Below are 17,555 nucleotides of genomic sequence, written 5' to 3' on the forward strand. Positions count from 1 at the left end.
AACCAGGATGATCAGCCGTCTACGGATTACTGGGTCAGCTGTCGATGAGCATCGACGGCGGCCTTCTTGCCGGTCTCGAGGGCGCCTTCCATCCAGGTCATGAATGTGGTGGCGATATCAGCGGTCGCGAAGTAGAGGTGCTGTTCCGGGGTGGACAGCGCGGCGTGGGACGTGCTGAGCCGACCGGGCTTGTAGGCGATGAACCCACCGGCCCAGGGGTCGGCCGCCCACTCGTGGGCCTGGAAATCCACGAGTTCGGCTTCCGGGCACAGCGTTTTCACGAAGCGCTCGACCCCTGCGAAGTCGGCGCCGAATCGGTCTTCCCGTTCTTGATGATTGATGTAGAACCCACCCATCATCTGGCCGTCGTCACCGAGGTCGTGTTCAGCACAGAGGAGGATGGCGCCCCCGGCATGGGCTGCATCCGCCAGCAGGTACGGGAAACGCGGAGCGTTCTTGACCTGCATGAGAGCCTTCACCGCGTAGGCCATGTGCCGCTCGCGCGATGCCTGGTGCTTGGCATCGCTCAGCGGCGGGTCGAACTCGATGCCTGCCCAGCCCGCCAGCGGGGTGGCGATAATGGCGGTGCGCGCGGTGAACGTCTCGCCGGCGACCGTCGTCAGGCTGACTCCTTCGTCGTCCTGGACGACTCTGGCTACCGGTGTCTCGTAACGGATTTCCGCGTTCGAGTCCGCGGCGATGGCTTTGATCAACGCGCTCGTCCCCTCGACGATGTACTCGTCGAGTACGCCCCACGCGCGGATGAGGCTGTAGTCCATCTGCGCAATGAAACTGAGCGGCCCGAGCGCTGAGATCTCCTCGGCATAGCGGCCGGTGAACACGCTGCCGAAGAAGGTGAACCAGCCGCGAGTCGCCGCACCCAGCTCGAGATTATCCAGATATTCGCCGTAAGAGATATCGAGATCCTCGACGTTCTGCTGGTCGAGCGGAATCCCGGGGTTGATCCGATGGGCGTCGGCGAGGATCTTGAAGGCCGCGCGCTCGAAATCGTAGACCTCTTCGAGCGGGATCGGGAGCGGTCCCGGGTTGTGTGCACCGGCCAGGAAGGTCGGATACGACTCCGGCGTCGCACTGTGGGTCAAAGTGAACCCGTAACGCTTGATCTCGGCCATCATATTGACCTGCTTTTCAGGCCAGACCCACTGCCCGCCCAGCTCGAGGACACCCTCGTAGGTACCGACAGTGGAATGCTTGGACCACGTCCTGCCGCCGAGTCGATCACTCGCTTCGAGCAAAAGAACCGAGTGCCCCTGTTCGGACAAGTCCCGGCACGCGATCACACCCGCGAAACCGCCACCGATAACGATAGCGTCGTAGTTGAATTTCGAATGCTTCACTGCATTTCTCCAATGAGAATTTGAGTTGATTTGCCGTTGATGCGTGCTACTCGAGGACCGAGCTTCAGTGAGTTTCGGCGTGCTGAGCAGCTGCGATCTGCTGCTGGATCGCCTCTTCATCGACGTAGTAGGCATCACGCACAATTTTCAGGGTGACCGGGTCGAACGTGCTGAAGGATGCCGCGAGCCAACGGATCTGCTCCGGCGCGGCCTGTCCCTCCGCCTGCGGGGGCGTCCCTGCCATCTCGAACAGCGCGCCCAGTGTGTTGCCCTGCATATATGTCACCACCGGCCGCGGAGCATAATCGGGGAATACCGCCCATGTCTCCTTCAGAAATTCCACGAGCTCCGGCTTCTCGGAGGTCGTGCCGGTCACGCCGTTGACGAAAACACAAGCGTCATCGAAGTACGTGAGAACAGTTTCGATATCGTGCGCCTTGACAGCAGCGCAAACACTCCTTATCCGGTCAACATAGATTGCGCTATCAATCCGACTACCCGTGCTCGTCATACGACTTCCTTACTGATGTGCGTCGATATCAATTCTCGAACCGCCGATCGCTTTCATCGCGCGCTCCCACATCGAATAGAAAGAGCGGCGGTGACGTTATGACCTGCCGGCCGTGGAATCACTGATCAACTGCCGGAAACCATCGCCCCTGTGGCGTAGATCTCAAGGTAGGGACCAGGCACCACACCCGTCCACGCCACCCTGCTGCGGCCTCCAGTGACGCGTGGTGCACATTGCACACCGACGGCGCCGAGCTCGAGCAAGTCACCATCGCCGGTCCACGCCCGGGCAGTTTCCGGTTTTGGTTTGCCACCCAGTGATCAGAGCGGCCGTCGAGGGCGCACCGGATGCACCCAGGGCAGGGGTCGAGCCACCACCGATCTGCTGGCACACAATTTAATTCCCGCACCTGCCGCAGATGCATGTGGCCCACGAAACGATCTACCAGGCACTCTACGTTCAAGGACGCGGTGAACTGCGTCGCGAACTGCCCGCGCCCTGCGCACCGGTCGCACGATACGAAACCCACCGCCGCGTCGAGGCACGTCGCCCGCGGTTCACCCACCCGTTGGCCATGATCAGTGACCGGCCCGCCGAGGTCGAAGACCGCGCAGTTCCCGGGCATTGGGAAGGCGACCTGATCATCGGCAAGAACCAAGAAACAGCGATCGGCACCTTGGTCGAGCGCAGTACCCGCTATGTGATGCTGTGGCACCTGCCACACGGTCGCAGCGCCGAGGCCGTGCGTGCCGCACTGACCGAGACCGTGAAAACCCTTCCCGCGCATCTGATCCGGTCGCTGACTGGGCCAGGGCTCGGAAATGGCCACTCACCACGCATTCACCCTCGCCACCGACATCCCGATCTACTTCTGTCCCGACACAGCCGCGACGACCTTGCTGCCGTCGCCACCGAACTCAACAGCCGCCCACGCAAAACGCTCGGCAGGGAAACCCCAGCCGAAGGCTTGCATAAACCACTCGCGGCCTGACAATCGGCCACGTATTGCAACGACCCCTAGAACCCGCCAAATGGTCCCGAGCCGTTTTCCTAGTAGCGGGGACAGGATTGAACCTGGGACCTCTGGGTTATGAGCCAACGGAACACCGTCCCACACTTGACATCACATCCCGCAGCATCCAGTTAGTGCAGGTAAACGCAATTTCCATCGTCCCAGATATCTGTCAGCGCTCTTCGAATATCGGGCCGGGTGCGCTCTTGGAAGATCGGCCACTTGATGGTTGATGGTTAGTCTGCCGTGCCGTCGTTGCGATGGCTTGGCAGTGTGTCGATTTCGGTGTTTCTGAGCCGGTAGCTGTTGCCTTTCAGGGTGAGGACGTCGGCGTGGTGGACGATGCGGTCGATCATCGCTGCGGCCACGACGTGGTCGCTGAAGACGTCTCCCCAGCGGGAAAACGGCAGGTTGGAGGTCAAGATCAGCGATGAGTGCTCGTAGCGGCTGGACACCAATTGGAAGAACAGGTTGGCCGCGTCCTGCTCGAACGGGATGTAGCCGACCTCGTCGACGATCAAAACGCTGTAGCGGCGCAGCTTGGCCAGCTCGGCGGCCAAACGGCCCTGCTGGTGGGCGGCTTGGAGGCGGGCGACCCACTCGACCGCGGTAGCGAACAACACGCGATGTCCGTGGTGCGCGGCGGCGATGCCGAGCCCGATCGACAGGTGGGTTTTGCCGGTGCCGGGCGGGCCGAGTAGCACCACGTTCTGTGCTTTGTCGATGAACGCGCCGGTCGACAGGTGCGCGATGGTGTCGCGTTTGAGGGCGGGTTGGTGGTCGAAGTTGAATTCCTCGATGCCTTTTCGGGCGGGGAAACCCGCGCCGCGGATCCGCATCTCGGCGCCGGAGGACTCCCGTGAGGACACCTCCCGTGACAGCACCGCGGCCAGGTATTCCTCGTGGCTCCAGCCCGAATCGCGGGCTTGCTCGGCCAGCCGGGCGGCGCTGTCGCGGATCCTGGGCGCTTTCAACGCGTTCGCGTAGTACTCGATCTGTTTGATCGTGTCTTTCGGTGCGGCCATCACGCGACCCCTTCACCGTCGAAATCGACACCGAAGCGGGCATCGTAGTCTGCGAGATTGCGCACCAAACCTGCCTCGTTGTCACCAGAATCGGTTGCCGCAGTGCAGCGTTGGAACGTCGCCCGCAGCCGGGCCGCGGTCTCGACATGGTCGGGATCGGTGATTGTCCGGTGCCGGGTCCAGGCCCGCGGATGCGTCGCGACGAGGGCGCCGTCGCAGCGGGCGGTGACCGTGTCGAGATCGGCATGGACATCGACCATTCGCCCGATCACGGTCGGGTCGATCGAGTAGTCGTTGCTCAACACTCGCAGGTAGTAGTCACGCGGCAGCCGTGTCTTGGCGGTGAACCCGATCGGCGGCGGGATCGGTGGCAACTGGTGCATCGCCGCACGATCGACCTCGATCAACTCGTTCGGGATCCCGTCGAGGCTGCGAACTCGCCGGGAGTTGGCCTTAACCAGCCACTCCTGCAACTGGGCGTTGAAATCGGCCGGTGAGACGAAGCTGCGCCCAGGCAGGAACGAGGTCTCGAAATAGCCGTTCATCCGCTCGACGATGCCCTTGGACTCCGGATCATAAGGCGGCAACTGCACGATTTTGGTGGCCAGCATCCCGGTGAACGACACCACCGCCGCGACCAGCCGGCCACTGCGCCCGATCCCGGATTCGTTGTCCCACAACAATCGTCGCGGCACCGCACCCAGCTGATGGTCCAGCAGTGACCACATCCCCGCCACCAGATCCGGCGTGGTCCGGGTCGGGATCATTCGCGCGGTCACGAACCGAGAGAACGACGCAACCACCACCAACACCGGTGGTGAATCAACCTGACCGGCCCCGAGCGGGACATCCACCGGCGGAAACCACAGATCGCACTGGGCCTGATCACCGGGCTGATAGGACAGCCGGTCGGCCGGATCCTTCGGCGCATACTCCGGCCGCAGCCCGGCGATCTTCTTGCGCCACCACGATTGCGAACCTGACCAGCCCACCCGCTCCGCGATCACCGACGCCGGCATCATCGGGAACTGCGCCAACAACTCCCGCACATACGGCTCGAACGGATCGAACGCAGACGGGCCCGAGACCCGCGAATATTTCGGTGGCGTCTGCGACGCGATCGCCCGAGCGACCGTGTCCCGCGAGATGCCCAACCGTTTCGCGATAGCTCGCCTCGACAAGCCCTCGCTCCGGTGGAGATACCTGATCTCCGCCCAGTCCTCCAAACTGATCACCCACCCAATCGTGGCTAGGGCGGCCGATTTTCAAAGAGCGCCAGTGGCCGGGTTTTCGAGGAGCGCCGACAATATCCGCCTGGTCCCGCCACGGCTGATGGTTCCCATGCTGTCGTGATGCCAAATTTGATGCCGAATCCCAGGCGCTGACCACCGATTTCATCGCCGATCAGCGCCCGTGGACAGCAACGACGGCTGCTCCGACATCGCCAATCCGTGCCGGAAAGATTCACGACGACAACGGGTGCAACGTGTAGAGGGGGTTGTATCGGTTGGCGCAGAGGGGTGGTTTTCGACGTTTCACTAGGCCACGGTTTGGGTTCACCTGGGGTGTAGGCGAGCCACCCGACAGTCAGATGGCAGCAGGACTCAAGGCTCGGCGCGGCAACATGAGCGAATGCACGTGGTCCCGCCGGGCTTTATCCGGCTATAAGTAGCCTTTGCCTCTCGGTATGAGGGGGTCTCATGAATCCCTGCTGGAGTAGCTGGCAGTGTGCACGCGTGGCAAAACGACATACTCGCATGGTCGGCATCATTGCCGCATGCATGGCATCGACGGTTCTCGCGGTCGGTTGCTTCCAGTCGGCTCATGTACCCGGCGACCAGTCGGGAGAGACCGCAGTGACCATGCCCGACACCTCCACGAAGTAGTCGCCGGGCGTCCTGAGGGGCGACAGGTCCAGCACGTGGATGGCAGACCGCCGAAACCGCAGATGATTCACAGCCACCGCCCTGCTCTCCTTCGCTTCTCCGCTGCCGAATCTCCTATCGCCTAAGCAGGGTCCGGCCCCGCGGCAAGGGCCCGTCGACGACTGGATTGTCAGCGGGCTCGGACGTGACTGGGTGCGTGGCCCGTGTGGTGTCGGAACCAGCGGGAGAAGGCGCTGAGTTCGGAGAATCCGAGTTCTGCGGCGATATCGCTGAGGGTGCGGTCGTGGTGGGTGAGGTAGCGGTGGGCCAGGTCGAGGCGGGTGCTGTTGAGGAGCGTCAGGAAGGATTCTCCATCGCGCTGGAGTTGGCGGTGCAGCGTTCTGCGGTCCATGCCCAGGTGATCGGCGACGGTGGCGGCCGAGCACTGCTGGGTGGGGAGCAAGGTTTCGATTATGACCCGGACGCGGCCGGAGATGGTTTCGTCGGGCGATGCCAGCGATCTCAAGTAGTCGCGCGCATAGGGGCGCAAGAGTGGGTCGGCGAGCGGGTTGGCGGCGTCGAGATCGTGGCTGTAGCAGACGATTCCGTCGAAGCTCTGGTCGAATTCGATGGAGGGACCGAGGATTCGATGGTCGTCGGTGCGCTGCGCCGGTGCGCCGTGGGTGAAACAGACTGAGAGTGGATGCCAGTCCCGGCCGAGGAACTCGCGCAGGATCCGGCAGGTCGCGCCGACCGTCAATTCGATGGACTGCCGGCCGAGGGCTACCCCCGGTGCGGACTGTATGAGAATTGTTGTCAGGCTGCCCGTTTCGGAGAACCGGGTACGTAGCGCCTCGTTGTGCAGTGCGATGTGGCGCAGCGCGATATGTAGTGCACTGCGGATATCGGGCTCCTCGCGCGCCACCAGGGCGACCGGGCCGAGATTGGCCAGGCCCCGACGCGCGGCCAGTCGCAGCCCGAAGGTCTCACAGTTCGATTCGCGCGCGGTGCGTTCCATCAACAGGTCGAGCGCATAGGCGGGTAGCCACATATCGCTGGCGGTGAGCGCCGCCGCGCCGACACCGACCGAACGCAGCAAAAGCATCGGGTCGACATCCAGCGAGAGCGCCAGATCGACGTAGCCGGACAGGACGGCGCTTCGGACCATGGGGGCCATCGATTCACCTTCGCTTCTATGGCCCAGATTGTCAAGTTGATCGTCCCATATTGTCAAGCTTCATGCGGTGCTCCCGAATAGCGTGACGGCAGTTACGCCAGAACGCATCGAAGGAGCTGCCGGTGACCGTCGAGTCCGCATCCGTACCCACCACCGTCGTCGAAGCCATGCGCGCCCAAGGTGCCTGGAATCCGTTGTGGGACCAGCTGCATGACTGGGACCCCGAATGGACCGAACAGTTCATGTCCATGGGTTCGCTGCCCATCCGCCGGGGCGTGCTGTCACCCCAAACCGTGGAGTTGCTGTGCATCGCGGTCGATGCCGCGTGCACCCACATGTACTCGCCGGGCGTACGCCGCCATATTCGCGCCGCACTCGAATTGGGTGTGTCTCGCGAGGAAATCCTCGCCGCCCTCCAACTGACCAGCGTGCTGGGCATTCACGCCTGCAATATCGGTGTCCCCGTACTGGCCGAAGAACTCGACGCGTTCCAGCGTCGCCGTGCGGAGCAGCCGTAATCCCGCCTCGCACAGTGCAACCCAGAAGAATCAGGAAGGAAGATCATGCATTATCTCGATGATTCGCTGCTGCCGGAGAACCAGGAGAATCTGGTTATCCAGGTCGCCCCGTACGGCCCGGAGTTCCTGCCCGGCGATTCCGACGACATTCCCGTCACGATGGACGAACAGGTCCAGAAGGCGGTGGACTGCTACAACGCCGGCGCGCAGGTGCTGCACGTCCACGTCCGCGAGGCCGACGGATTCGGGTCCAAGCGGCTCGAACTGTTCAACGAGATGCTCGGTCGCCTGCGCGAAGCGGTGCCGGAGATGATTCTCCAGGTCGGCGGTTCGATTTCGTTCGCGCCGCCCGAGGACGGCGACAAAGCCAAGTGGCTGGACTACGACACCCGCCACCTGCTGGCCGACCTCGACCCGAAACCGGATCAGGTCACCATCGCCATCAACACCAGTCAGATGAACGTCATGGAGCTGCTCAGCGATGACGATATCGAGGGAACCTCACTGCAGAATCCAGTGCTGTACAAGGCATATCGCGACATGGTCCTGGAAGCGGGACCGGAGTTCTACATCGAGCACCTGCGCCGTTTGACCACAGCCGGCATCCAGCCGCATTTCATGCTGGGACACGTGCACCAGCTCGAGACGGTGGAGCGGCTGATCCGCCGCGGTATCTATACCGGGCCCCTGATTCTGAATTACGTTGCGATCGGCGGCGGGGCGGCGGGCACCCATCCGGCGGACCTGATGGAGTTCATTCGCCGGACCCCGGACGGCGCGGTGCTGACCATCGAGACCATCATGCGCAATGTCACCCCGATGTGCACCATCGCAATGGCCATGGGCCAGCACGTGCGGGTCGGCATCGAGGACAACCTGTGGGGCCGCAAGGGCGAACGCCGGACCTCGGTGGAACAGGTCGAGCAGATGGTCCGCATCGCCGGTGAACTCGGCCGGGAAGTGGCCACCTGCAAGGAAGCCCGCGAGATCTACAAGTTCGACGAGGTCTACACCGACACCGACGACGCGCTGGCCAAGATCGGATTCCCGCCCAACCGGAAGCCGGGACAGCTCGGATTCCTGCACCACGCTTGATCTTTCGCCAGGCAGGTGCGCCGACGCCGGTCGGCGCACCGCTACGTGTTGATTCCACCAGGCTCGAGGAAGCGCCATGGATCTCTCCACCACACCGTCCGACCCGCCGGTCACCGTCCCGCCCGACGCCCGTTCGCGGATCTTCCCCTGGGTCGTATTCGGCCTGACCTTCGGACTGCTGCTCTCGGATTACATGTCCCGCCAGGTGCTCTCAGCGGTATTCCCATTACTGAAATCCGAATGGGGGCTGTCGGATTCACAGCTGGGCGCATTGACCAGCGTCGTCGCCCTGATGGTGGGGCTGCTGACGTTCCCGCTGTCGCTGGTCGCCGACCGGTGGGGGCGGGTGCGCAGCATGCTGGTGATGGCGGCTGTCTGGAGTCTGGCCACTCTGCTCTGCGCGCTCGCCGAGAATTACCACCAGTTGCTCGGTGCGCGATTCCTGGTCGGCGTCGGCGAGGCCGCGTACGGCAGTGTCGGTGCCGCGGTGATGCTTTCGGTGTTCGCGCCGCATCTGCGCGCTTCGCTGAGCGGGGCATTTCTCGCCGGTGGCTCGTTCGGATCGGTGGTGGGTGTCGCGCTGGGCGGGGTGATTGCCGAACATATCGGCTGGCGTTGGACTTTCGCCGTCATGGCCGGGCTGGGATTCTTGCTGGTCGCGGTGTTCCGCATCCTGGTGACCGAATCATCTTTACGCCAGCACACTTTCACCGATTCTCCGGGGTGCTCCCCCGCGGCGAGCAATACGGTGCGCGCTCCCCTGTCCAGCTTGTTCTCGTCGGTGCCAGTGTGGTGCGCCTATATCGGCGGCGGCCTGCAATTGTTCGTCGGTGCGGCACTGATGGCCTGGCTGCCGAGCTTCTTCCAGCGCTCCTATGCCATGCCCACCGACCGTGCCGGGCTCGCGGCCTCGGGGTATGTGTTGCTCATCGGAGTCGGAATGGTGGCGTGCGGCATTCTCACCGACCGCGCGGGTCGTCGAAATCCGGTGCGGCAGTGGAGCAGCGCGCTGCTGTACTGCACGATCTCGCTGATCCTGCTGACGACGGCCTTCAGTCTCGGCACGGGTCCGATTCAACTGACCGTTCTCGCACTGGGTGCGCTGACCGCCGCCGGATCAGCGGGCGCCATGTCTTCGACGGTGGTCAGCCTGACCCACCCCGGCTTGCGGGCAACGGCTCTCGCCGTAGTCACCTTGGCCAACAGCATCCTCGGGCTGGCGCTCGGGCCGCTGGTCGTGGGCATTCTCGCCGATCGGTACGGGCTCGTGTCCGCCTTGCGCCTGGTGCCGCTGGCCTACCTCGGCGCCATCGGGTTCCTCGTGCTGGGCCGCTACACCTATCCAGGCGGACTGCGCCGACTCGCCGACTCGGGCCCGGAAGGATCCGGATCATCCACCCTCCTGTGAGGACTTCCATGCTCAATCTCGCTGTCCTGCTGGGCGATACGGCCCGGCGCACCCCGAACCGCGATGCCGTGGTCGTCGGCGATCGACGACTGACCTACGCCCAGATCGACGCCGCCGCCAACCGAATCGCCCAGCTGCTGGTCGACCACGACATCCAGCCCGGTGACAAGGTCGCGCTGTCCTGCCCCAATATCGCGTGGTTCCCGATCATCTACTACGGCATCCTCGAAGCCGGAGCAACGGTGGTGCCGCTCAATACCCTGCTCAAGGATCGCGAAATCGCCTATCACCTCGATGATTCCAATGCCAAGGCGTTCTTCTGCCACGAGGGCACAGCGCAACTGCCGACCGGTGAATACGGCTGCGCCGGATTCGACCAGGCGCCCAACTGCCGCCACCTGTTCCTCATCGATTCCGCCGCCCCGCTGGACGTCGAGGATCCCGGCGAACTGGCGACGGCAATCCAGGCATATCCCGCCGAATTCACCATGCGGACAACGAATCCCGACGACACGGCGGTCATCCTCTACACCTCCGGCACCACCGGCAAACCCAAGGGCGCCGAACTGACGCACGCGAACATGCTGCTCAACGCCTTCACCGCCAACCGGCAATTCGGTAATGACCTCGCGCAGCACGATCGACGCCTGGTGGTGCTTCCGCTGTTCCACTCCTTCGGGCAGACGATCATCATGAATGCCGGTTTCTCGGTCGGCGCCACACTCGTGCTGCAACCGCGTTTCGAAGCCGCGCGCGCCTTGAAGCTCATGCGCACCGAGCGGATCACGCTCTTCGCCGGTGTGCCGACCATGTATTGGGCGCTGCTCGAAGCCCTCGGGCACGCCGGCAGCGCAGGCGATATCGCGGAACATCTGCGGCTCGCGCTCTCCGGCGGCGCCGCGCTCCCCGTCGAGATACACACTCGCTTCCGGCAGCGCTTCGGAGTGAATATCGCCGAGGGCTACGGACTCTCGGAGACCTCCCCGCTCGCGTTGTTCGCGGACTCGGCCGACGGACCACGACCCGGATCGATCGGCAGGCCGGTGTGGGGTGTGGACGTGTGTCTACTCGACGACGACCGGAACCCGATCACGACCGCCGACACCGTCGGTGAGATCGCCATCCGCGGCCATAACGTCATGAAGGGCTACTACCGAAACCCCGGTGCCACAGCCGAAGTCGTGCACGACGGCTGGTTCCGCACCGGCGATCTGGCCCGCCGCGACTCCGACGGCTACTACTACATCGTCGACCGCGCCAAGGACATGATCCTGCGCGGCGGACTCAACGTCTACCCCCGTGAAATCGAAGAAATCCTGATGACCCACGAAGCGGTATCCCTGGCCGCGGTCATCGGAATCCCCCACCGCAGCCATGGCGAGGAAATCAAGGCGTACGTCATCGCGGCCCCCGGGACAGCCCCGTCGGAGGCATCGCTCATCGACTGGGCCAGACAACGCATGGCCGCCTACAAATACCCCCGCCATATCGAATTCGTCCCCACCCTGCCGATGACGTCCACCGGCAAGATCCTCAAGCGCGAACTCCGCGCCAGCAGCTGAAAATGCCTGCGCCGCAACCTCATTTACGCCGGATGCGAGATAGCACCGAAAGCGAGAACACAATGCCACTACCCAACAGGACCGCCGTGGTAACCGGCGCGGGCCAGGGACTGGGCAGGGCGATCGCGGTGGCGATGGCCCGCGCGGGCGCCGACATCGTCGCATGCGACATCCGGCCCGACACCCTCGCAGCCGTCACCGACGAGATCCACGCGATGGGCCGCCGGTGCCTACCGGCCCGGGTCGACGTCACCAACCGAGACGCGGTCGACCAGATGTTCCACGAGGCCGCGGTCCATTTCGGCGTCCTCGACATCCTGGTCAACAACGCCGCGCTCGTGCCCGATTCCCCGGCCGAGGAAGCACGCCGCAACCGGCACTATGCGTATCTGACCACCCCGGCCGCACGCCAATCTCTGGGTATCACAACAAGTCTCACCGACGACGATTGGCTGAAATGGTGGAATGTGAACGTGCACGGCGTGTTCTGGTGCACACGCGCCGCGTTGCGGCACATGGAGCCGCGGCGCCACGGCCGGATCATCAATATCACCTCCATCGCCGGGATTTCCGCGGCGAGCACGCATAGTCCCGGCTATTCGGCCACCAAAGCCGCGGTCGCCAGCCTCACCAAGACCGTCGCCCTCGACGTCGCCGGAGCCGGTGTCCTGGTCAACGCCATCGCATGCGGCGCCGTCGCCACGCCACCGTTCCAGGCATACCTCGCCACGGCCACCGACGAACAGAAGCGCAACCTGTACCAGCTGATCCCCGTCGGGCGGCTGGGAACGCCCGAGGAGTACGCCTCCCTGGCCGTCTACCTCGCCGGCGACGATCACTACCTCACCGGGCAGGTCATCAGCCCCAACGGCGGGGCCGTGATGTGACCCGCGCACCGCTGAGCGACTCCACCGAGCCCGCTCTCGTCATCGTTCCCGGACTCGACGACCAGCCCTCGAACCACTGGCTGCGCACACTCGCCGCAGGGCCTCACGCTCGAACCGTGCCGCGACCGCCCGTGGGCACTCACCTGGATCGGGAGGCATGGGTAGCGAACCTGTCGGACGTGGTGTCGACGCTGTCCGGCGAGATCGTCCTGACCGCCCATGGCGCGGGTGTCCTGACCATCGCGCACTGGGCACAACGATCGAACCGGCCGATCCGCGCGGCATTGCTCGTCACACCACCGGACTTCGAGCATCCACCCGGCGACGATTCGCGGCTTCGCCGACTCGGGTCCACTCACGGCTGGTGCCCAATCCCCCGTAGCACGCTGCCGTTTCCCACCATCCTGGCCACCAGCACCAACGATCCCTACGCCAGCCACCGGCGTGTCACCGGTCTCGCCGAATCCTGGGGCAGCCGCCCCATGGAACTTGGCCCGGTCGGACATCTGGACCCCACCGCCGGGTATGGCCCCTGGCCCCGAGCAGCACAACTGCTCAATGAATTGATCTCGCCCACAAGGCACTCCGCAGTCATGCACCATCGATAAACCAAGGAACCACCTGATGAGGAAAACCACCGCCACCGCCGCGCTCGCCACGACCGCGCTCGTGCTCGCCGCCGCCACCGCCAGCGCCGCCCCGCAACCCGGCGACGACAACGCCGCCGTGCACTACGAGGTCACCCGTAGAGGCGACGCCGCCGTCCTGACCATCAGCGGCGGCGAACTACACGCTGCCGCAGACCAACTCGTCCTCGTGGACCGCGACCGGCAAGCGGTCGCCGCCATCCCACTCACCTACCGCATCGACAGCACCGCCTACCCGATCACCGCGCGAATCGACGGCGCCGCGGCAACACTCACCCCTGATCGAAGCCACGGCCACCCAATCCAGGCGGCCACCCGCGATCAGATAATCACGACCGATCAAGCCGCCACCCAGGTAGCCGAATCCTTCACCCCGCGTGACACTCAAGCCCTTGGCGTCTTCGCCCAGCGCGCCGCCATCGGCGCCGCCGTCAGCGCCGTGCTGGGCGCGGTGCTCGGCGCGGGCGTCGGCTGCCTGGTCGGAGCGGCCGCTGGGGCCACGGTCAGCAGTCCGCTCCTCGTCCTGCTGTTGCCCTTCGTCGGAGCCACCGTCGCAGGCTGTGTCCTGGGCGCCGCCACCCTCGGCGCCGTCGGCTCCATGATCGGCTTGGTCGTCGCCGGCGGCCCGATCACCCTGTTCTCCGCGATCCAATACTTCTCGACGATCCTTGCCCCCTGCCCGCCCGACACCGCCTACTGCAAAGACCCCGCACAGACAACCACACCCGGGAAGTAACCCCTCGGCAAGCAGGGCATCATGCCACAGATGCGCTCTTCTACCACGCTGGGCCGGTGGAAGAGCGCAAGCCAGCACAGCTATCCGCGCCGACTCGGCATGGCATCGTCCCAGCGGTGAGATGACTTGCACTGGCGCTGAACTCAGGTCCGAAACCGCGGCGTAGCGCGCCGCGCGGGCAGCTGAGCTGCCTATGCCGGTGTCGAGCGGCTGAGGTTCCCCCGCTTTCTCGGAGGGCTCTGACTGTGGTCCGATAGGGCCGGAAGGAGTCATTCGTGGCAGCACCGAAGACCTCCGATCGTCTTAAGAGTCAAGCGGCTGCTCCTGCGGGTGGGGCGGTGACTGGATGGCCGAAGGCTTTGAATGGATCGAACAGTTCTCGGGATTGGAGGCAGTGGTGGAGTTGGCCGAGCATCTTGTTGAACAAGTGCCGCAGCGCTGCAGCGTGCCGGTCTCCGTGAGCTCGGCGGTGTTGGTAGTGCCCGCGGGCGGGGTTGCATCGGGAGGAGGCTGCAAAGGCCCAGACCCAGCCGGCGGCGGCGAGGCGGTCGTTTTTGATGCGGCGGTGGGTGATGGAGATCGACTTGCCGGACGCGCGGGTGACCGGCGCGGATCCGGCGTAGGCCTTCAAGGCTCGGTCGCTGGCGAATTTGGTCCTGTCGTCAATGATTTCGGCCAGCATCCGGGCGCCGGTCAGGTCGGCAAGGCCGGGAAAACTGGTGATGATCGCGTAGTCGGGGTGCTTGCGGAACTCCTCGGCCGCAGCCTGTTCCAGGTCATCAGCACCAGTGCAGGCGGTGTCCAGGGCAGCCAGCAGAGCCAGGGCCTGGCGGCCGAACGCCTTCTCCACCAGCGCGGGCTGGCGCCGATGCGGGTGCCGCAGTCCGTCGAGGATCTCCGCGGCCAGGGTGTCGATGCCGCGTTGGCGGCCGGCGCGACGCAGCGCGGCCGCGATCCGGGTTTTGGTGAGCTTGACGACGTGGGCCGGGGTGGGCGCGATGGCCAGAACAGCGCGGGCTTCGGATTTGGCGAGGTTGGTGGCGGACTTTCCGGCGAATACTGTCAGGAACGCTGGGAAGTATTCGCGCAGCAGTGAACGCAGTTCGTTGCTGGCCTTGGCGCGCCGCCAGACCGCGTCCTGCTGGGCGCGGGCCAGGACCGAAATAGCTTGGGCGCGTTCACTGTCACCGGGCAGGCGGCGGTGCAGGTGCGCATCGACGCGCAGGATGTTGGCCAGGATCATCGCGTCAACGTGGTCGGACTTGGCCCGGGCCATCGAGTGGCGTTCGCGATAGCGGGCCACGGCCATCGGGTTGATCGCGTAGACCGGCCGGCACGAGGCGCGCAGCGCGGCGACCATCAATCCGCGTGGGGTTTCTATCGCGACTGGGATCGGATTCTCGGCGGTGTCGCCCGCGTCGGCCAGCAGCTGGGTCAGCTCCGCGAAACCGGTGGGGTCGTCGCCGATGCGTTTCTTCGCGACCAGTGTGCCGTCGGGGGCGACGATGGCGCTGTCGTGGTGTCCTTCGGCACAATCCACGGCAGTAGTTGCTCAATCTGGTCCTCCATCAGGTGTTTTCCGGTGTTCGATTCCCTGGCGGAAACGCGCAGCGCCCTACTTACGAGCCTCGATGGGCTGGCCTCCGATGAGCTGTTCGCGATCCCAGCTCACCCGCACGGCGCCTGTCTCCGTGAGAACTCGAGGTTCGCGATCGACGAGGCGTCCGCTCGTGCGGGAGGGCTCGAACCACGAGCTATCCCAGTCGAATACGACGACCGGGCAGGGCCGACACACCGTGTCGAGACCCTGCCCGGCCGATCCCGCTATCGCCTCGCCCGCGGTCTTGCACGAGGACTTGGAGCCCACGAGGTGTGCAGGAGTCGAGGCGACAGCGTTCACCGCCCACCGCCGCAGGTCTTCGGTAAGGGCTGTGCGCCCGAGAAGTACCCCAGCGGTCAATGGTCGGCGAGTCAATCGGTCCGGCCGCGGCGCTCGCTGCCTTGCAGCAGGACTCGTGGTCCCAGAAGCACTCAGACGTCGTCGTGGCAGAACCGGGCAACGATCACCTCGTCGGGATCGGCGCCGAGCTCGCGTGAGACCTCGCAGACCAAGGAACCAGAAGACATCCGAACCGACAAAACAACCGTTACCGAATAAGTAGTAGAAGTACCCCGACGAGTTGAAAGCGCGGGCGGTTCGCCTGTATCGGGAGTCGGACCCGAAGCCGACGATCCGCAAGCTGGCCGAGCAACTCGGGGTGCATCACGAGGCGTTGCGGAACTGGATCCGCCAGTCCGAGGCCGATGCCGGCGAACGTGCCGACAGGCCGAGCGCCGACATGCTCGCTGAGAATCGCGCGTTGAAGAAGCGGGTCGCGGAGCTGGAGCGGGTCAACGAGATATTACGTTCTGCGAGTGCGTATTTCGCCTCGGAGCTCGGCCCGACCCGGCGGTGATCATGCGGTTTGTCGAACAGAACAGCCAGCACCCGGTCGAGCTCCTATTACGGGTCCTGGGCATCGCGTCCTCGACCTATTACGAATGGCGCAGACGCGCCGCGCAGCCCTCGGACCGTCACGTCGAAGACGAGAAGCTGTTGGCCGAGATCGTCGACATCCATACCAGTTCCGGCGGCACCTATGGGTCGCCGCGAGTGCATGCGATGTTGCGGCGCAGAGGGATTCGAGTCGGCCGCAAACGGGTGGAACGATTGATGCGGGCCTCGCAGCTGCAGGGTGCGTTCCTGCGCAAGAAGTGGCGGCTCGGCTCGACCCAGCAGGATCCACGGGCAAGGCCCGCACCGGATCTGGTCGAACGCAACTTCACCGCCGCCGAACCGAACCGGCTATGGGTGGCCGATGCCACCCGCATTCCCTGCGGGCAGGGTGCGTTCTGGCTGGCCGCGGTGCGGGACGCGTTCTCCAACCGGAACGTGGGCTGGAAAACCTCCGACCGCTGCGACACCGAGTTGGTGCTCGGTGCGATGGAATACGCGGTCTGGAGCCGGGAGATCCGCAACGGCCAGTTGATTCATCACAGCGACCGCGGCTCTACCTACACCGCAATCCGGTTCGCTAATCGGTTGGCCGACAACGGAATCGCCCAATCTATGGGGTCGGTCGGCGACAGCTACGACAACGCGTTGATGGAGAACTTCTTCTCCACCCTCAAAACTGAGCTGGTCTACCGGCGGAGCTGGCGGACCCGCGACGAGGCCGAGAACGCCCTGTTCGCCTACATCGACGGCTGGTACAACTCCCATCGCATCCAGAAGAAGCTGGGCTGGCGATCACCGGACGAGTTCGAATCCGGTTACCATCAACGGGTTCCAGCCGGAACCAGATAATCCGCTCTCCGGATTAGCGGGGGAACCTCAATCGATGGAACCTGAACCCGTGTGTCGATAGCGTGTAAGGCCTGAACTGCGAGAGGACACCATGCACGCCCCTGCCGTCGTTTCCATCCTCGCTGCCGTCGGTAGCGCGCTTCTGTTTCAGGCCACGCCGGCCTCAGCCGAGTCGCACACCGATATGCCGACGCTGACTGCACAGTTCGATGGCGGCCCGTGCGCGACGACCATCGACGCCAAGGCCAACATCTTCGATGACAGCGACCAGGTCTCCATCGGCTACCAGACCGACGACATCGCCGGCACCGGCAGCGCCGGATGCGGGTCGTCGCTGGTCGCGGTCGTCAACTGGCGCAATCTGGACAGCGGCGGGGTGGGTAGCGTCTCCCGGCACATGTTCCACAA

At 64.6% G+C, this 17,555-nt stretch carries 15 protein-coding genes and 2 pseudogenes; 11 read left to right on the plus strand and 6 right to left on the minus strand.

Annotated elements, in window-relative coordinates; genetic code table 11:
• Positions 1 to 26: 26 nt before the first annotated feature.
• Both C8258_RS04390 and C8258_RS04395 read right to left on the minus strand, forming a co-directional pair.
• Positions 27 to 1,358 carry an FAD-dependent oxidoreductase gene (locus C8258_RS04390; RefSeq protein WP_158271221.1) on the minus strand — a complete coding sequence of 444 codons (1,332 nt, stop codon included), beginning with the start codon at positions 1,356 to 1,358 and terminating at the stop codon, positions 27 to 29.
• 64 nt (positions 1,359 to 1,422) lie between these two features.
• A complete protein-coding gene (locus C8258_RS04395; protein ID WP_094027654.1) occupies positions 1,423 to 1,869 on the minus strand; it encodes a nuclear transport factor 2 family protein in 447 nt (148 codons plus the stop codon).
• 400 nt (positions 1,870 to 2,269) lie between these two features.
• On the opposite strand from C8258_RS04395, the pseudogene C8258_RS04400 reads away from it, so the two are divergent.
• Positions 2,270 to 2,860, plus strand: a pseudogene (locus tag C8258_RS04400) (IS30 family transposase); the annotation flags it as partial.
• Between the two features lie 257 nt (positions 2,861 to 3,117).
• Here C8258_RS04400 and istB read toward each other — a convergent pair.
• From istB to C8258_RS04415, 3 genes are all read right to left on the minus strand, one after another.
• Positions 3,118 to 3,906 (minus strand): IS21-like element helper ATPase IstB, encoded by a 789-nt coding sequence (gene istB, locus C8258_RS04405; RefSeq protein WP_106953943.1) that lies wholly within the window; start codon positions 3,904 to 3,906, stop codon positions 3,118 to 3,120.
• Complete coding sequence (gene istA, locus C8258_RS04410) at positions 3,906 to 5,141, minus strand: IS21 family transposase (protein ID WP_106953944.1); 1,236 nt, start codon at positions 5,139 to 5,141, stop codon at positions 3,906 to 3,908. Before istA ends, istB begins: the two co-directional genes overlap by 1 nt.
• A gap of 820 nt (positions 5,142 to 5,961) precedes the next feature.
• Positions 5,962 to 6,948, minus strand: a complete 987-nt coding sequence (locus C8258_RS04415; RefSeq protein ID WP_106953945.1) for an AraC family transcriptional regulator — start codon at positions 6,946 to 6,948, stop codon at positions 5,962 to 5,964.
• A 122-nt stretch (positions 6,949 to 7,070) separates the two neighbouring features.
• Here C8258_RS04415 and C8258_RS04420 point away from each other — a divergent pair, with 122 nt between their 5' ends.
• The 7 genes from C8258_RS04420 (at position 7,071) to C8258_RS04450 (ending at position 13,801) form a co-directional block, all read left to right on the plus strand.
• A complete protein-coding gene (locus C8258_RS04420; RefSeq protein WP_369974696.1) occupies positions 7,071 to 7,466 on the plus strand; it encodes a carboxymuconolactone decarboxylase family protein in 396 nt (131 codons plus the stop codon).
• Between the two features lie 45 nt (positions 7,467 to 7,511).
• Positions 7,512 to 8,561 carry a 3-keto-5-aminohexanoate cleavage protein gene (locus C8258_RS04425; RefSeq protein ID WP_106953946.1) on the plus strand — a complete coding sequence of 350 codons (1,050 nt, stop codon included), beginning with the start codon at positions 7,512 to 7,514 and terminating at the stop codon, positions 8,559 to 8,561.
• A 76-nt stretch (positions 8,562 to 8,637) separates the two neighbouring features.
• On the plus strand, positions 8,638 to 9,969 hold the full coding sequence (locus C8258_RS04430; RefSeq protein ID WP_106953947.1) for an MFS transporter: 1,332 nt from the start codon (positions 8,638 to 8,640) through the stop codon (positions 9,967 to 9,969).
• 8 nt (positions 9,970 to 9,977) lie between these two features.
• Positions 9,978 to 11,531: a long-chain fatty acid--CoA ligase gene (locus tag C8258_RS04435; protein ID WP_106953948.1), complete on the plus strand. Its 1,554-nt coding sequence runs from the start codon at positions 9,978 to 9,980 to the stop codon at positions 11,529 to 11,531.
• A gap of 62 nt (positions 11,532 to 11,593) precedes the next feature.
• Entirely contained in the window at positions 11,594 to 12,418 is an 825-nt protein-coding gene (locus C8258_RS04440; protein WP_106953949.1) for an SDR family NAD(P)-dependent oxidoreductase, read from the plus strand.
• On the plus strand, positions 12,415 to 13,026 hold the full coding sequence (locus C8258_RS04445) for an alpha/beta hydrolase (RefSeq protein WP_233224856.1): 612 nt from the start codon (positions 12,415 to 12,417) through the stop codon (positions 13,024 to 13,026). The genes C8258_RS04440 and C8258_RS04445 overlap by 4 nt, the downstream gene beginning before the upstream one ends.
• A gap of 16 nt (positions 13,027 to 13,042) precedes the next feature.
• On the plus strand, positions 13,043 to 13,801 hold the full coding sequence (locus C8258_RS04450) for a hypothetical protein (protein ID WP_106953950.1): 759 nt from the start codon (positions 13,043 to 13,045) through the stop codon (positions 13,799 to 13,801).
• Between the two features lie 310 nt (positions 13,802 to 14,111).
• Here C8258_RS04450 and C8258_RS04455 read toward each other — a convergent pair whose 3' ends face one another.
• Positions 14,112 to 15,341 carry an IS110 family transposase gene (locus tag C8258_RS04455; RefSeq protein WP_106953951.1) on the minus strand — a complete coding sequence of 410 codons (1,230 nt, stop codon included), beginning with the start codon at positions 15,339 to 15,341 and terminating at the stop codon, positions 14,112 to 14,114.
• 637 nt (positions 15,342 to 15,978) lie between these two features.
• Between C8258_RS04455 and C8258_RS04465 the strand changes: the two are divergent.
• The 3 genes and pseudogenes from C8258_RS04465 to C8258_RS04475 all read left to right on the plus strand — a co-directional run.
• A pseudogene (locus C8258_RS04465) lies at positions 15,979 to 16,257 on the plus strand (transposase); the annotation flags it as partial.
• 2 nt (positions 16,258 to 16,259) lie between these two features.
• On the plus strand, positions 16,260 to 17,147 hold the full coding sequence (locus tag C8258_RS04470; protein WP_146161159.1) for an IS3 family transposase: 888 nt from the start codon (positions 16,260 to 16,262) through the stop codon (positions 17,145 to 17,147).
• 91 nt (positions 17,148 to 17,238) lie between these two features.
• Positions 17,239 to 17,555 (plus strand): hypothetical protein (locus C8258_RS04475; protein ID WP_146161160.1); only part of this gene is annotated, 317 nt, incomplete at its 3' end.

The organism is Nocardia sp. MDA0666 (assembly GCF_003023875.1).
In the GTDB taxonomy this organism is placed as follows: domain Bacteria; phylum Actinomycetota; class Actinomycetes; order Mycobacteriales; family Mycobacteriaceae; genus Nocardia; species Nocardia aobensis.

Coding starts and splice junctions, on each gene's coding strand:
- C8258_RS04395 (WP_094027654.1), bottom strand. CDS start 1,869: ATGACGAGCACGGGTAGTCGGATTGATAGCGCAATCTATGTTGACCGG.
- istB (WP_106953943.1), bottom strand. CDS start 3,906: ATGGCCGCACCGAAAGACACGATCAAACAGATCGAGTACTACGCGAAC.
- C8258_RS04415 (WP_106953945.1), bottom strand. CDS start 6,948: ATGGCCCCCATGGTCCGAAGCGCCGTCCTGTCCGGCTACGTCGATCTG.
- C8258_RS04425 (WP_106953946.1), top strand. CDS start 7,512: ATGCATTATCTCGATGATTCGCTGCTGCCGGAGAACCAGGAGAATCTG.
- C8258_RS04430 (WP_106953947.1), top strand. CDS start 8,638: ATGGATCTCTCCACCACACCGTCCGACCCGCCGGTCACCGTCCCGCCC.
- C8258_RS04435 (WP_106953948.1), top strand. CDS start 9,978: ATGCTCAATCTCGCTGTCCTGCTGGGCGATACGGCCCGGCGCACCCCG.
- C8258_RS04440 (WP_106953949.1), top strand. CDS start 11,594: ATGCCACTACCCAACAGGACCGCCGTGGTAACCGGCGCGGGCCAGGGA.
- C8258_RS04450 (WP_106953950.1), top strand. CDS start 13,043: ATGAGGAAAACCACCGCCACCGCCGCGCTCGCCACGACCGCGCTCGTG.
- C8258_RS04470 (WP_146161159.1), top strand. CDS start 16,260: ATGCGGTTTGTCGAACAGAACAGCCAGCACCCGGTCGAGCTCCTATTA.